The sequence below is a fragment of the Novipirellula aureliae genome, assembly GCF_007860185.1.
GTDB classification, from domain to species: Bacteria; Planctomycetota; Planctomycetia; order Pirellulales; family Pirellulaceae; genus Novipirellula_A; species Novipirellula_A aureliae.
This window is the reverse complement of sequence record NZ_SJPY01000001.1, coordinates 772,738-787,875: the sequence shown is the minus strand read 5'-3', so window position 1 is coordinate 787,875 and position 15,138 is coordinate 772,738. Positions and strand designations below refer to the sequence as shown.

At 54.0% G+C, this 15,138-nt stretch carries 12 protein-coding genes; 5 read left to right on the top strand and 7 right to left on the bottom strand.

The features are described 5' to 3' along the window. Window positions 1-170 precede the first annotated feature (170 nt). The gene (locus tag Q31b_RS02980; RefSeq protein ID WP_146598146.1) at window positions 171-2,339 is read left to right on the top strand and encodes a WD40 repeat domain-containing protein; all 2,169 of its coding nucleotides are present in this window, start codon (window positions 171-173) and stop codon (window positions 2,337-2,339) included. 205 nt (window positions 2,340-2,544) lie between these two features. On the opposite strand, the gene Q31b_RS27815 is transcribed toward Q31b_RS02980, so the two are convergent. The 7 genes from Q31b_RS27815 to Q31b_RS27805 all read right to left on the bottom strand — a co-directional run bounded on the left by Q31b_RS27815 (window position 2,545) and on the right by Q31b_RS27805 (window position 10,086). Beyond that, a complete protein-coding gene (locus tag Q31b_RS27815; RefSeq protein WP_197170807.1) occupies window positions 2,545-2,700 on the bottom strand; it encodes a hypothetical protein in 156 nt (51 codons plus the stop codon). Between the two features lie 162 nt (window positions 2,701-2,862). Continuing rightward, the gene (locus tag Q31b_RS02975) at window positions 2,863-5,463 is read right to left on the bottom strand and encodes a LamG-like jellyroll fold domain-containing protein (protein ID WP_146598145.1); all 2,601 of its coding nucleotides are present in this window, start codon (window positions 5,461-5,463) and stop codon (window positions 2,863-2,865) included. 7 nt (window positions 5,464-5,470) lie between these two features. Further along, a complete protein-coding gene (locus tag Q31b_RS02970; RefSeq protein WP_231617263.1) occupies window positions 5,471-6,001 on the bottom strand; it encodes a sigma-70 family RNA polymerase sigma factor in 531 nt (176 codons plus the stop codon). Between the two features lie 143 nt (window positions 6,002-6,144). Next, window positions 6,145-7,929, bottom strand: coding sequence for an alpha-L-fucosidase (locus tag Q31b_RS02965; protein WP_315860373.1), 1,785 nt, complete (start codon window positions 7,927-7,929; stop codon window positions 6,145-6,147). 94 nt (window positions 7,930-8,023) lie between these two features. Further along, on the bottom strand, window positions 8,024-8,212 hold the full coding sequence (locus Q31b_RS02960; RefSeq protein ID WP_146598144.1) for a hypothetical protein: 189 nt from the start codon (window positions 8,210-8,212) through the stop codon (window positions 8,024-8,026). A gap of 24 nt (window positions 8,213-8,236) precedes the next feature. Beyond that, on the bottom strand, window positions 8,237-9,085 hold the full coding sequence (locus tag Q31b_RS27810) for a glycosyl hydrolase family 95 catalytic domain-containing protein (RefSeq protein WP_231617262.1): 849 nt from the start codon (window positions 9,083-9,085) through the stop codon (window positions 8,237-8,239). Next, window positions 9,082-10,086, bottom strand: a complete 1,005-nt coding sequence (locus tag Q31b_RS27805) for a hypothetical protein (protein ID WP_197170803.1) — start codon at window positions 10,084-10,086, stop codon at window positions 9,082-9,084. Before Q31b_RS27805 ends, Q31b_RS27810 begins: the two co-directional genes overlap by 4 nt. A gap of 510 nt (window positions 10,087-10,596) precedes the next feature. Here Q31b_RS27805 and Q31b_RS02945 point away from each other — a divergent pair. From Q31b_RS02945 to Q31b_RS02930, 4 genes are all read left to right on the top strand, one after another. Next, window positions 10,597-10,791, top strand: a complete 195-nt coding sequence (locus tag Q31b_RS02945) for a hypothetical protein (RefSeq protein WP_197170801.1) — start codon at window positions 10,597-10,599, stop codon at window positions 10,789-10,791. A gap of 135 nt (window positions 10,792-10,926) precedes the next feature. Continuing rightward, the gene (locus Q31b_RS02940; RefSeq protein ID WP_146598141.1) at window positions 10,927-12,453 is read left to right on the top strand and encodes an arylsulfatase; all 1,527 of its coding nucleotides are present in this window, start codon (window positions 10,927-10,929) and stop codon (window positions 12,451-12,453) included. 60 nt (window positions 12,454-12,513) lie between these two features. Next, window positions 12,514-12,783 carry a sialate O-acetylesterase gene (locus Q31b_RS02935; RefSeq protein ID WP_146598140.1) on the top strand — a complete coding sequence of 90 codons (270 nt, stop codon included), beginning with the start codon at window positions 12,514-12,516 and terminating at the stop codon, window positions 12,781-12,783. A gap of 134 nt (window positions 12,784-12,917) precedes the next feature. After that, a complete protein-coding gene (locus Q31b_RS02930; RefSeq protein ID WP_146598139.1) occupies window positions 12,918-14,981 on the top strand; it encodes a S9 family peptidase in 2,064 nt (687 codons plus the stop codon). Window positions 14,982-15,138: the final 157 nt, after the last annotated feature.

Genomic DNA, 15,138 nt, shown 5'->3' with positions numbered 1-15,138 from the left:
GATGCATATTCTAATCTATCGTCGCTCTATTCAAATGACGTGATACGACAAAAAGGTATTGATTTGCCCTGCGCGGTCTGCTTCCGTGACTTGCGTCGCGGGGTTCTCACTGATAAAAAAGATTGATGGGGAATTGTCTAGTCAGCCAAGCGAGTCCGAGGGGTTCCGTATTGAAAACTTTTCCGACGATTGCGGCTATGTCGCTTTTTGTGGTCATTGGCTTCTGCGGTGAGTTTCTCTTTGCACAGTACCTTCCGGGTGTCCCCGTTAAATTGTTCCCTGCGAGCGGTGAAGAGGTCGAGGTGAACTACGGGGGAAAGTGGTGTCCCGGCGTCGTGATCCGTGCCGACAAGGAAGAAGCGACGGCCCTGGTCGAATACACGTCGTCAGGGCGGCAGAACGAGCGAGAGTTCGACATCGAGAAAGTTCGCTATCCATGGCAACCGCTGGTAATCAGTCCGGTGTATGTCTGGAAGGACTCGACCGGCGAGCACACCATCGTGGCGGCGGTAGAATCGATTGACGAGAAAACGAATCACGTCACGTTGATCCGGCGTGACGATGGACGCATGATTACGTTACCGATCGATCGGCTGGGTGCGACCGAGCAGCAACGCATTCGACTTCTGATCCGCGCGGCACCGGTTCGCGTAGCCCGATTGCCACCGATTGAGCCATTCGCGCCGACGCAACAATTGGCCGGATCGAGTTTGGGGGCCACCTCCTCGCTCGCCGAACTGCCGCCTGACCCGCCATCGATTCCCGTAGCGGTGCCGATGGGCGGAGCCTCCTTTGCGCGAGCCTACTCCGACGAAACGCTAGGCGGGGTCTTTCCGATCGGCTCCTCCCGCGGCTGGATTCTCGGTGCGACCCTTCCCAAACGCTACTCTTCCAAATCGGATGTCCCAACACGCCTGATTTGGGCGACATTGGACGACGGCAAAATCGCCTGCCAGCACCTCCTTGCACCGCAAGAAAGGACCATCGCCGTCCATGCTCGCTCGCAACAAGTCCTTAGTTTGGGCGAGGCCGATGACGACGTGGCGACACTAACGGTTTGGAAGTCAAGTCCGAAGTTGAAGGAAGCCGAGGCCGTGGTGCGGTGGGCCAGCGGCGAGCATCCATCTCATAATCCGGTGAATCGTTGGGGAGAGTTCATCGACGGTCGAACGGTGCTGCACCGACTTGGGAAGGGCGAATATGCCGCCTACGATTTTGTCGCCAAGCAAACACTCTACAAATTCGGCCAGGACTCTCGGACCAGTCCCGAGCCTGTGTTGTCGCCAGGACACCGAATCCTAGCGATTCCCGAAGGCCGCTCCGTTCGTTTGGTCAAACCGACTAGCGGCGAGGTTTTGGCAAGCCTTCCTGTCGAAGGCGGTTCGGCCTCGAGTGTCGCGTTTGATGCCGATGGTGAGCGGCTGGCCATCCTAAGTGCCAACGAGATGGCCGTCTGGACATTGGGTACCTCGCAGCCACCCCGCCGCGTCCGTGCCGATCTGCTGATGTCAAGTTCCCGCTTGGCCTGGGTCGACGACGGGCACCTGCTCGTTGGTGGAAGCACCTTGTTTAGCCTGGATCAGGAATTGCCGGTGTGGAGCTATCGTCCGCAAGGGGAGGTCGTCCGAGATCGCGATGAACCGAACACGGTCGCCATCGCTGATAGCCGCCTTTGTTACGGTGTTCAAATTGGCAACCGTTACGATCGCACCAACCCGGGCGGGCTGGTGATCGGTGCCGTTGAATTGCCTGGGCCCATCGTTCGCGAGACAGTCGCTGGGATGAACCGTGAAGAACTCTTTGTTCTCAAGCCGGACGTCGGGGTCGATATGAAGGTCGAGTGTGGACAATACAACGATCGAGTCCGCCAAAATCTAACGGAATTGATTGAAGAAAACCAATGGCAATACCTTCCTGGGGCACCGATCGTCCTGCGTGGAATCATGAGTCGAGACGCGCCCGAAGAGATGATCTACATTAAAAGCAACTCACCGATGGGCTTCGGTGGCATGTCCATTTTCGGACCGACTCGCGAGCAACTTGCCAATGCAGAACGGTTGACGCGGCAATCCTATCGGTCGACGCTACGCGTGGAACGTGGCGAACAACGGCTATTTGGTGCCGCATCGGTGGGGGCTTTGCCGAGCTCTCTTCGACTGAAAGAGGGGCAAACCGTTGCATCGATACGAGCACAGTACGAAAAACCCGTGCCGGAATTCTTCGAGACCGTGAAGGTTCCCGCGAAGATATACGACCCTCGCTACCAAGGCGGATTCGGTGTCTCTCATTATGGCAGCAAAGGTCTCGTCCCCAAACCGCTCGACGATCTACCTAACTAAGGGCGTCACAACTCAGGTGCAAACCAGTCCGAAATCCCGACCGTTTTCTGTTGCTTTAAAAACGGTTCCTCGAACGACCGGGCGTATCCCACTTCGCGCCTTCGTAACCGAGATCATCCGCAAGAATGAAAACGGGAAAGACGAGTGGTATATCGTTGATTTGAGGTCGTGGATCTTGTTGAAGATCGCGACGCACCCACCAACGCTAATAGACGTAGTCCGCTCCATCACGACTTTCTTGGCAACTCGCTTCGATCGCTTCGATCGCTTCGAGTCTTTTCGAGAGCGATTGAAACAGCTCTGGCATCTCTTTCGCGAGATCGTTTTGCTCGTAGGGATCGCTCTTTAAATGGTAGAGCAAGGTCTGTCCCTTGTTATCCTTTGTCCCTTGTTATCCTTCGTCGCGTTAACCGCCCTATCAAATTCCATCGTCCATGCTGTAAAGACCGCGAACTGGGAGGATCATTGACGAGATCCAGGCCCCCGAAAAACGGAGACCGTCCTTGGTAGGGGGATAGCAAGATTACGGCACGTTTGGGTCGCTAGCGCTGACACGCAAGGTATCGGGACCGCCCGAAGCGTCGGTATCGACAAACTCAAAACGCCACACAGCTTGATCGACCTCATCTGCGAATCTCAATCCTAAATCCGTTAACGTCCCATGCCAATTCATGATATCCCACGAACCCGTTTGAGCGGCACCGACGAAACCCACATGCAATAAAGCGTCCGCTTCGAAAGTCACATCGCCACCGATTCCATCGTTCTCGCCATCATCCCTAGCACGCAGAATCGAAAGAGGGGTGACCCCTTGATCGTCGATCATGACTTTCAATGTGCTACGTGAATGCTGTCTCCAAAATCCATCTAAATCCGCCTGGCTGCCAATGTGAATAAACTCTGCTGCCGCACCTTCTACGGAGAACGTTCCGACCCCCCCTTCGCGTCCCAACGACACTCCCGAACGAGTTTTCAACGCTCCACCGCGAATGATGAAAGTCCCGATTCCCCGCTTGGGCCCGATGTCCAAGCTACCGATTGGTTCATTGCCCCGTAGGGCGTTCACCCTACGGGTAAGCGAGAGATTGCCATCGAGAAGTCGATAGACCCCACACGATCCCGGATCCAGCCCAATTTGCAGAGCATTCAGTTTGACATACCCACCACTTTGGGTAATCAACCCTTCGCCGCCTTTCACTCCAGCACGCGTATGACGATCTGGATTGACGACGGCTTTCAATGATCCGCCTGTGATCTCCAGTTCGCCAATTTCACCAACACTCGATCCTACGTAGATCGACCGTAGTATCCGGGAATCGCCTTCGCTAAAGACAGCCCTGTCGGCTCCCTCCAAGTTGATCCGGACCGAGTCTCCGCGCAATGGCTCAATTCGCTCGGTCCAATTCTCCGAATTATTCCAAGCATTGTCACCCGCGTCGTTGCTCCACAATACGTCCTCCATATTCTGGTATGACTGAATGGCGTCGGGGCGAAGCGCGCGGTCGAACATCATGAACTCGTCCATGCGACCGTTAAAATTACGCACCAAGGACTGAGCTCGCTGGCCATTGGACGTCCAGTTCCCGAGTTCCAATTGCCCGTCTTTCAACAACACCTCATGCGACTTCAAACGTTCGACCGAGACAAGTTTGCCATCCCGGAATTGGCTGAAGGTTTGGTTCTCTCCATCCCAGACGAAGGCAAGTTGAATCCAGGTGCCGAGGTTTTGCGGCCGAAAGATCGGGCGGGTCCTAAAGTCCACCATGGAGTTCGCGTGTGAGCTATCGCGATGAGCTAAGCGCAATCGGCCAAGCGTCGGATCCTGTTCGTCACGGGCAATCTGCCACTGGATTCCTAAGTTGTCATCACCAGACATCAACAACGCACTCAATGGGCTGTCCATCGCATCCAAACGGACCGAGGCAATACAGGTAAGTGATCGATGGCTACCTGGGACAGAAAACAGCACTCGATCAAAAACGTTCTTAAACTCCAACGCCTGTTTTCCAGACCATCGGCCCTCCGTCCAAGCGCAACCAACAATCGTTCCATCCAAAGCGACATCCGTGGCCGCCCCCGACTTTTCTGCTAGATTCGGCAGCACGGTATCATTTTGTTGAGAGCCCTCGAAGTCAAAGTACACCACACAACTTGGATCGCGAATAATCTTATTACGCCTTCGTGTCCAAGACCTTAACTGCCGGATTCCCGCAGCCTCGATTTTGGAGAGAACCTTTTCATGTGATGGGAACATCTCTTCGGTTGGCGAGATGTCTTGATACGTTCCTTCCATCGCAACGCCGATCGATTCGCCCTTTCGCAATTCACGCATGGGAACCGCGTTGGTCGGCGACACAAGCTCAACCAATCCATCGATCACATGGACTTGGGCGTCACGGTCCTCGCCGACATTCATTGCAAAGGATGTTCCGCGATCGACGACATTGACGTTTGAGGTCCGTACTAAAAAACCATGAGCTGGCGGGGGAACATCCACTCTCATTTTTCCGTTTCGACAGATCATTTCCATATCGCTAACGATCTCAATATCCGCAGGCCCTTCGACGGCAATCAACGCACCTCGATTGGTCTGAATCTCGACCAATCCGCTCTCAAACTGAATGCGTCGCGAGGCCATCGGTTCGCCCACGACTGGTGCTTCCGCAGAATCGGACCAATCGACGGCGACAGCTTTTCGCAGGATGGCGACCCAAGTGTCCGCTATCGCTCCTTCGTTCCCAGTTTGTTGAGCTACGAAACTATCCGGAGCATCGACTTCGGTGAAGGCATATCGCCAAAGCCCGACAACAGCCACCAGCAGCGAGGCGGCGATGACCGAACTCATCCATTTCTGACGAGTCAGCCATTGTCGATTCAGCCATGAGGTCGGCGTTGGATTGGAGAAACGCACCCTGTCGGCAACCAATTCTTTCTCGCCGTCCCGCTGACCCCAAGCCTCTTGCCCCTGTTGCCGAAGCACCGCGTTCAAACTCGCACGCTCCCAAAACAGAGCCCGGGCTTGAGGAAAACCGAGTAGCAATTCCTCTAACTCTGCCTTGGTTTCAGGACTTAGCCCCTCATCGAAATAAAGATCAAGTAGTTGTTCGAGTCGTTGAGTATCCATGGATGCTTTATGCCCCCCTTTCAAGACGGGCGTTGATACATTTCTGCAGCGAGCCTCTGGCTCTCGACAGAATGACGTAGACCGAATCGGTTGACCAACCTAAGATCGTCGCGATTTCGGTCGCCGTGTGAGCGCGAGTGTAACGCAGTTCAATCGCTTGCCTGGCGTGAGGCGATAACGCTGACAAGCAAGTTTTTAAAGCTAACATGACGGAATTAACGTTTTCATCAGCTGACGTCGGGTTAGCAGCACAAACCGCCTCAATCACCTCAGGCGAAAGTAAATTCGGAGACTTCCCCGAACGTTTGTACTCCTCGAGCACCTTGTAACGAGCAATCGCACAAGCCCAGGCGACGAAATTCGATCCGCTGAGGTAATCATCGGACTTTGCCGAAACCGTCAAAAAGGTCTCTTGAAGCAAATCGTCCGCCCGGCCAATGTTTGGCGAAAGACTCAGGATAAAACCGCGAATTCGCGGTGAATGCTGCACGAACAATGCATGGACGCGGTCGCGATGAGAAGGATTGGTTTTACTCACATGAACATCTAATTTCGATGAATGACCGCGGCGCCACAACAGCAATGGCCCGTCCGAGGCAATTCTAAACCAAAAAGTTGCAAATTCCAGGACATAAGAAGCACTGTTGGACGGGTATTCTCGATAACGGTAGGAATACTGCCCTACATCCGTTCGAACTGGATCGATTTTAAACTCGCCGACGCAACATCGCCTTCAAGGCACTCCACCGAAACCTTGTAACGCCCCGCTTTGGGAAAACTCAACCAGCCGATCGGAGACGTATGGTAGATCGCCGAAGAGTTCTGCTGATTCTGGATCTTCTGACCCCCTTCGACTTCAACGCTCCAAACCAGTCGACCGTTACCGCTATAGTTCAACGCAACCGCGTAGTCACCCGGCTCAAGAACTTCGACGTCCCATGATGCTTTGCCACCCTTGTCAAACCCGTGGACTTGGACAATGGACTTCCACTCGCCAAACTTTTCCATCCATCGTTTTTGCGACTGCTTCAGCTCATCAACGGTCGCAAATTCGGCAGAGATGATCGTTGGCAATTCTGGATCCATCGCCCAAACCGGGTCAACGTTTGGCTCGGATTTTAGTTCGAGTTGAATCACCGAAACGAGTGGTTCGGGTTGCCCGGGCGGCACATCGATCACGACCGTGTCGCCCTCTTTCGTCCAAGTTAACGCAGTTGACTCCTTGTGCTCCAATAGTCTGGCCGAGGCAATCTCTGTCTTCAGATTCGGAAGGTACAACTTGCCATTATTTGGCCAATCAAACACACACAAGAACAGGGTGTTGCCTTTTCGCGTCACATCCCCCCAAGGGAATTTATGTTGCCAAGGTGAGCCGTCGGTACCGTAGACCACCTGGGGATAACGCCCGATCCACTGGCCCGCTTTCTTGAGCGTTGTCTCGGCCCGAGCGGGAACCGCACCGTCACCCTTCGGGCCGATGTTCAACATGTACGTCCCACCCCGGCCAACACAAGCAAGCAAACGTCCGAGAATCTCTCTCGGCGACTTCCAATTTTCGTCGTACCACGCATAAGCCCAGGAATCATTGGTCGTGTCTACACTTTCCCACATGCCGTCGATGTTCCGCCGCGGCACCTCCATGTCGCCGAGCGTTTGGTAATCGCCCAGCCCATGCCCGGCACGTCCCGACACCAAGGCGTGCGGCTGGTTTTTATGAACCAGCTCGACGAGCTGCTCGACGTATTCCTTGGGAATTCGGCCTGGAGTGTCGAACCAAACCAATTCAATTGGACCGTACTGAGTGGTGATCTCGTTGACCTGTGGCAAGCACTTCTTCTTGAAATAATCATCGAACGTCGCCGGGTTACCTTCCGCGTCGCGGCGAGGTCCGCTGCCACCGCCCGGAAATGTCCAATCTTTGCTATGCGAGTAATAGAAACCAAAACCAAGCCCCGCTTCGCGACAAGCCTCCGCCAGCTCCTTCATCGGGTCTTTCCCCCACGGTGTGGCATCGACGATATTAAAGTCGCAGGCATCGGAGTCGTACATCGCAAACCCATCGTGATGCTTCGCCGTGATGATGATGTACTTCATCCCTGCATCCTTCGCAATCGATGCGATCTTCTTTGCGTCGAAGTTGACCGGATTGAACTTTCCCGCCAATTTCTTGTACTCTTCAACAGGAATGTTGGCCATGTTACTGTTCATGATCCATTCGCCGATGCCGTAATAGGTCTTCCCATCGACCTCGTTGCCCAACATCGAGTACAGCCCCCAATGGATAAACATCGCATAGTTGCCTTCGTCAAATAACTGCCCCCGCTCGGCATTGTCCGCACGTAGCTTGACAACACGATCTCCCCAAAGTTTTTCCATCGACTCTTGGGCAAAAGTTTGACAGGGATTGAGAAGCCCGATTGCGGTTAAAGCAACCAAGAGCAGCAAGCGAGTTGGATTGGATTTCATGATGCAATTCTTTCGGGTAAAAATATGTGTTTTCTAACGGCGTCGCATGAACGTCCGCTTTCAGACTGGATAGCGATGCCTCAGCCGATCGTCTTCAGGCGACACCCGTTTCAGGCGACACCCGTAGCGATAGGGCTTGAACAACCGGCAACGCCAAGTCGTTCTCAGGCGATCGCAAAACGCGAAGGCGTATCTTACTTGGTTTCATGGTGACATGCCACTTCTCTGCTGAAATCGCTTGCTCCACAAATCCCTGACCGTCACCACGCGATGGGAATGACAAGCCGAATCGTCCATTTCAATACCGTTATGGCATTTCGACTCGATCACCAAGGAGTCCGTCCTGATTTCCATCGCGAGATGCGGACCACTGCGGATCGATCAGACGGGGCTGCACCTGCACGCTGCCGCCGACCTCTGCGGCTACATCCACCCAAGTTGTCACTGCGTGTTCGCGCCGAGCACTCACCAAGAATGCGCCTTCGCAGCGAAGCCGATCGAATTGAACATCGCGCCACACTCGCGGGACGGCGGGGAAAACGCGAATTCGCTCGCCCCAACTTTGCAACAACATTTCCTGGATCGCCGTTGCACCATGTAGCGGAGTTTCGATCACTGGTAATACACTCGCTTCCGAATACAACGTGTTGGGATGCAGATAGGATTTCAGTCGACTGAGAAAATCAAACGCCCGCTCGCCGTCACCTAGCAGTGCCGCCATGCAGGCCCCTCCGGTTACCGAATAACCGGCCATCGGTCGACCGAAACCGTGCCAATGATTGAGGCTCCATTCGATGAGTTCGCGATCCTCTCGCCGCTCGGGTGTTAACGTACGCAGCGGATAAATGGCTAGCAAGTGAGACCAATGGCGATGGCTGCCCGTCAACGATACATCGCGACCAATCATCCGCCCCGTTTCATTGACATGCGTCGCAACAAGCTTGGCCTTCAAGTTTTGCCACACGGGGATTAGCGGTTCGGATGGTTCCTTGATCCCCTGTTCCGCCGCCAATTCCAACAACCTGCCCGCCCCCCAGCGGAGCAAGTCCAAGTCATACGAGCAATCTTCCGCAAACCTGTATTCGGGGCTAAACGTTTTCGGCAAATGCAAATAGCCGTCGGATTCTTCGACCAAGAAATGCAAGTAGTAATTCACCGCCCGAACCAGCAAGGGATAGAGCACTCGGTCGCGCAAATCCGTATCTGCCAATCACGATATCCGAGGTCCACGTTGTGAAGCGCCCATAGCAAATTACCACACTCATGCCCAATCTTGGCATCCATTGGCGGACGACCAGTACCGGGCTGTCCAGCGTGCCCCGCCAAATCCCAACCCGATGAACTACGACCGATCGCGTAAGCATCGTGGCGGTATTCTTCAGCGACATTCATTGCCAACTGATCTCGACACAAATCCAGCCGACGACCAATCGCCGATCCCATACCCCTTCGATTCGCGGTTGCAAATCCACTGTGCGACAACGGTACATTCAGATTCCACCATAGCGCATTCCACGCGGTGGGTTGAAGCCAAGGACCCTGATTGTCAATGATCCACTTTTCAGCACGCGTGGCACTGGCAAGCTTGTATTGTTGAATCCAATAAAAGGCATCCCAGTACGGGTCTCCGGTCGACAGAAAACTGGTCTGGTAGTAGTCGTGCCACCACTGACGATGCTGGTCAATCCACTCGGCTTGGTTCGCGGACGCCGCCTTGCGAACGGCATTGGCAGCGATCTCTTCGGCATCCAAGCCGGGGTAGGAGTGGATCACGCTCAACCAAACTCGTGTGCGTCCTTCCGCTACGGATTGGTACCAAGCCACTGCCGTTTGACCACCTGCAAACAGATTATGAACGGAGGTTTGCACTCCGTCCTCAAACCTTTTGTGAACCGCTGGCGGATTCACCGGCTGGCGTTCTATCTTGGCTCGTACGGCGCGAGGATTACGAGCCTCCTCGGCAATGTAGACAAACCTCGTCGCCGCCAAGTCGCCAGTCGCCGCTAGTTCGTACCGGATCACCGGTTCATCCGAATGAACGACGGTGGACCAAATCGCCTTTCCACCCTTGGACTCTACCGCGCCAGTCGCTTCGGCTTGCCAAAGTGATAACCGCGCCGAACCACTTATGATCTCTTGCGGAAACTCGACGTGCAAATGACCGATAAAGAGTCTTCCGCGATTCAGTACGTCGAAAGCTTTTTCACGGAAGTCATCCTCACAATCGTTGCAAAGACGGTCGCCTGAATGAGGTAGCGGATTTTGAATCGGGGCATGGTATTCTCCGTGCTTTTGTTTGGCGAACGTTGATGATATTCCGACACGGGTTTTGATAGTGGATTTCGTTAACGGCGTGTCGATTTAATCAACTTTGCGATCGACACTGAAGCATATTGCACAAAACGGTTGGCAACAACGATGCTTTCTCAATACGCCATTCGGTTCGCACGCTCGATCGTATCTTGAACACCTTGAATTGGTCAGCTTCCACTCGTGCTCGTACTTCCACTCGTGCTCGTACTTCCACTCGTGCTCGTACTTCCACTCGTGCTCGTACTCATGCTCGTACTCGTACTTCCACTCGTACTTCCACTCGTGCTCATGCTCATGCTCGTACTTCGCCGGTACTCGCGCTCGAAATGCCACGCGCGTACGAATACCATTTCATTGAGTGAGCGCGAGAACGAATACGAATACGAATACGAATACGAATACGAATACGAATACGAATACGAATACGAATACGAGTACGAGTACGAGAACGAGTACGAGCACGAGCACGAGCACGAGAACGAGAACGAGCACGAGAACGAGCACGAGCACGAGCACGAGCACGAATTACGAATTCGGACTTTTTGCTAATCTCGGTGACGATTAGCGAGAGGGGTTGGAAATCTCTTTCCGAGTGGCGCTGCCGAGCTAGCCATGCTCTCAACGGAGCAATTATGATAAGATAGCCATATCGATGCCCCGCACAATACAAGGTTGACAACGCTCATGAAATTTGGCTTATTCACTCTACTGGTGTCTGTTTGCATCACGTTCACGGCTCAAGCGGAACCGACCCCCAACGTTATCCTGATCTTTGCAGACGATCTCGGGATCGGCATGCTGGGCTGTTATGGCCAGCAGATTGTTAAAACTCCGCACATTGACTCGTTGGCGGCCGAAGGGATGCGGTTTACGAATTACTATGGCGGCGTTTACTGCGCACCGTCACGCTGGAGTCTGTTAACGGGAGTCCACGATGGTCGAATCGGTGGCTGGAAACAAACTCGCCCTGGATTGCCGATTTATCGTGACGCTGGAAATATCACCGAGGACCAATACCAAGTCGCATTTGCGAAGCTGAAGGCATCGGCGAATCCGATCGCGGATAACGAAGTTTTTCTGGGCCAAATTGCTCAGCAAGCGGGCTACACAACGGCTCAGTTCGGCAAACTCGATCGTGGCTTCCTTACTTGGAACGAGCGGGTTCAACGCTTTGGCTGGGATTTCCACGAGGGTTACTATGACCATCAACGATGCCACGGTTTTTATCCTCCTTACCTATGGCGAAATGGAGTCCGCTTCGACTTGCCTGGGAACACGGATCCTCGCTGTGGAAAAACGATCGAGGGTAGCGACGATGTCGTGGGTGCCCATGGCAGAACCTATTCACAGAATGTCTTCATTGAGGGGATTCTGAAGTTTATCCGGGAACACAAAGACGAACCCTTCTTCCTGTATCACCCGACGCAGTTGCCACATGGTCCGGTCGCCATCCCCGAGATTCATCCCGACTTCGTGGACCACCCAACATTGACAACTCCTGAAAAGGTTTACGCTTCGATGGTGAAAATGCTCGATGACCACGTCGGCTTGATCATGGCGGAATTAAAGACGTTGGGACTGGACGAAAACACAATTGTCTTTTTCTGTTCGGACAACGGTCACGAACTGTATTATGGCCCCAAACCCAGCTACAAGAACCAGGTTCTAGCTGATGGGGAACCAGCGAATCTAACCGACCGCAAATGGCGCACATCCGAATGCGGTGACGTTTTTGACGGTGCGGGCGGACGGGCTGGACTCAAACGAAGTGGATACCAAGGCGGAATGCAATGCCCGATGATCGTTCGTTGGCCAAACCAAATCGCAGCCGGCCAGGAAACGGACCTGCTTGCCGCTCACTACGACTTCATGGCAACGCTCGCCGACGTTTTGAACGTCGAGCCCCCGGCTGGGAAAGACGGCATTTCTTACTTGCCAACGCTACGATCGCAAGAACAATCGCAGACTCACGATTATGTGATTATCAATAATCAGTTCAACCAAATGGGTCGTACGGCGATCATCGCCCGTGACGGATGGAAGTTGATCGAGTTGGATCGCAAACAAGATCGCTTTCAACTCTACAACATCGCTGACGACAACGAGGAAAGGCACGAGTTGTCAGCCGAGTACCCGGAAAAGGTTTCGCAGTTAAAGGCCTCGCTGCTAAGCGAAATCGATTCGCCCCGTCCCGATTTAGGCGTTCAATAACCGTCAAGCGGATTCCCCAACGCTTGCTCTTAAGCCTGAAACACCAAGGAGTGCACTGACATGCCGTTGAGGCTACCTGCCATCGCAAAAGTCAAAGCGATCTTTTGGTTTCAGGGAGAATCGGATGTGTCGATGGGCAACCCCAACCAGTATGTGATTGTCGCCGAGCGCTGGGCGGCTGAATATATCGCGATCCGTGCTGCAGCCACACCCAAACCGGGCGCCGCGCGCTGCGCACCGCAAACACGCACGGCGTTGCCCACGCGGTGGGCATGTGACCGACCCATTCGACTGAATTGTGCGCATTTTTGCCTGCTCCGCTCAAGGTGATACCAGACGAGGCTTGACAAACGGATTATCCTCTTAGAGTGACCCACCAAGCCCTTCCTACCAAACCCATTCCGCCACCCCCTTGCGCTGTTGAGTGGGATGCCGAACTCTCATGACTCGCACCGGAGAAGAATATGAATCTAAAATGGATAATCCCTTATCTTTGCATGGGGACAGCAATCACCCTGTTACCGGGGGCTAGCGATCTACAAGCTCAGCCCGCTCCCGAATCCTCCTGGAAAAAAGAAGCGGAGTCACGACTCAAAGCGATCTATGACGATGGGGATTATCGCGGAAAGAGCTTTCAAGCGAGGTGGCTAGCGGACAGCTCGGGATACACGATTCAGGAAACGGATCCAGAAACCAACAAGAGAGTTACGGCGAAATACGACGTTCGGACCGCCGAACGTACCGTTGTCCAACGCAAGGATGCAGATCGCGGCAACTTGGTCTCGCCGGACGGCAAAAGTACGCTAGAGTTTCGCCATCGAGATCTTTTCGTTCGCGATTTAGCCAGCGGAAAACGGATTCAATTGACGAAGCACGCGGCAGAGAGTGACATTCGGTTCAACGATCCGGTCTGGAGTCCTGACGGCAAACACATTGCATTCGTCGAAGCGGATTCCACCAACGTCAGGCAGCGAGCCGTTTTGGTTCCTGACGATCCGTCCTACCCGAGTGTTGCGTACCATCGATTTGCCAGGGTTGCTGAAAAGATCGTCAAGCTGCGCGTCGGGGTCGTGGACGCGGATGGCGAGAATCTGCAATGGTTGCCTATCGAATCGCCGCCAGAAGGCATCTATTTGGGACAGGTCGAATGGGCTGGTAACTCAGAGGAAGTGCTCGTTGAAAAGCTGAGCCGTTTCCGCGATGTACGCGAGTTTCTACTGGCAAAAATCGATGGCGATGTGAAGCAGATCTATCACGAATCCGATGATGCTTGGGCCGTGGGGAGCCAGGGAAAGAATTCGGGGCTTACTTGGGTTCAAGATGGCAAAGCATTCATCGTCGTCAGCGAGAAAGATGGTTGGAGGCACGCGTTTCTTTGCTCACGTGATGGACAAGATGAAATGCTGCTAACGCCTGGCGAATACGACATCATCGACCGCGCAACGGTCGATGAAAACGGTGGCTGGTACTACTTCTATGCGTCACCCGAAAATGGAACCGAGAAGTACCTCTACCGTGTCCCGCTTGACGGTTCCGGCAAACTCGAGCGGATCACGCCAGAAGGTCAACCTGGTACGCACCAATATGACTTTTCGCCCGACGCGAAGTGGGCGTTCCATACCTATTCCACCATCGATACACCGCCGATCGTGGAGCTTGTTGAATTGCCGGAGCATCGTGCCGTTCGAGTGCTGGAGGACAACCATGAACTTCGAGACCAGATGAAGCAAATCGCAGTGCATCCAACGGAGTTCCTACAACTTGACATTGCCGACGGAATTTCGATGGATGCATGGATGATCAAACCGAGGGATTTCGACAGCTCCAAGAAGTATCCTGTGTTTGTCTATGTTTACGGTGAACCGTATGCTCAAACCGTCCTCAATGAATGGGGAACGCACCACGCCGCGTTTCATCGGCTGGTTGCAGATCTTGGATACTTGGTGGTGTCGATCGACAACCGCGGCACCCCCGCCCCCAAAGGGGCCGCGTGGCGCCGATCCGTCTACGGCAGTCTAGGACCGCTCTCCACCGAGGAGCAAGCGGCTGGCATCAAAGAACTAGGGCGAACACGCCCGTATGTCGATCTCTCGCGAGTGGGGATTTGGGGGTGGAGCGGCGGCGGATCCAATACGCTCAACGCCCTGTTCCGCAAACCCGATGTCTACCATGTCGGTATCGCGGTCGTGCCCAAGCCTCAACCGCACCTGTACAACGCATGGTTCCAGGAAATCTACATGCGAACGCGTGAACTCAATCCCGACGGGTACGAGCGAGCCGCGGCGATTAACTTTGCGGATGGACTCAAGGGCAACCTGCTAATCGTTACCGGCACCGGCGAAACCAACACGCACATCCAAATTATCGAAGGACTCGTTGATCGACTGATCGAACTCGGCAAACCATTCGATTACATGGTCTATCCCAATCGCGACCACGGCATGCGAGAAGGAGTGGGGACGGGAGTGCACTTGAGGATGCTGATCATCCGATATCTGATCGATCATCTGCCGCCCGGCCCACGCTAGCAATAAGCATTCGGATTGGCGGTAGTGGATCTTGTGAAAGATCCTGGCGAGTTAGGATCTTTCACAAGATCCACTACCCAGAGATTCAATGCTGACGAAGCCACAGCGAAAGTCCTGGCGACTTTCGCTACGATTGTATCAAAACCAAAAGGTAAAT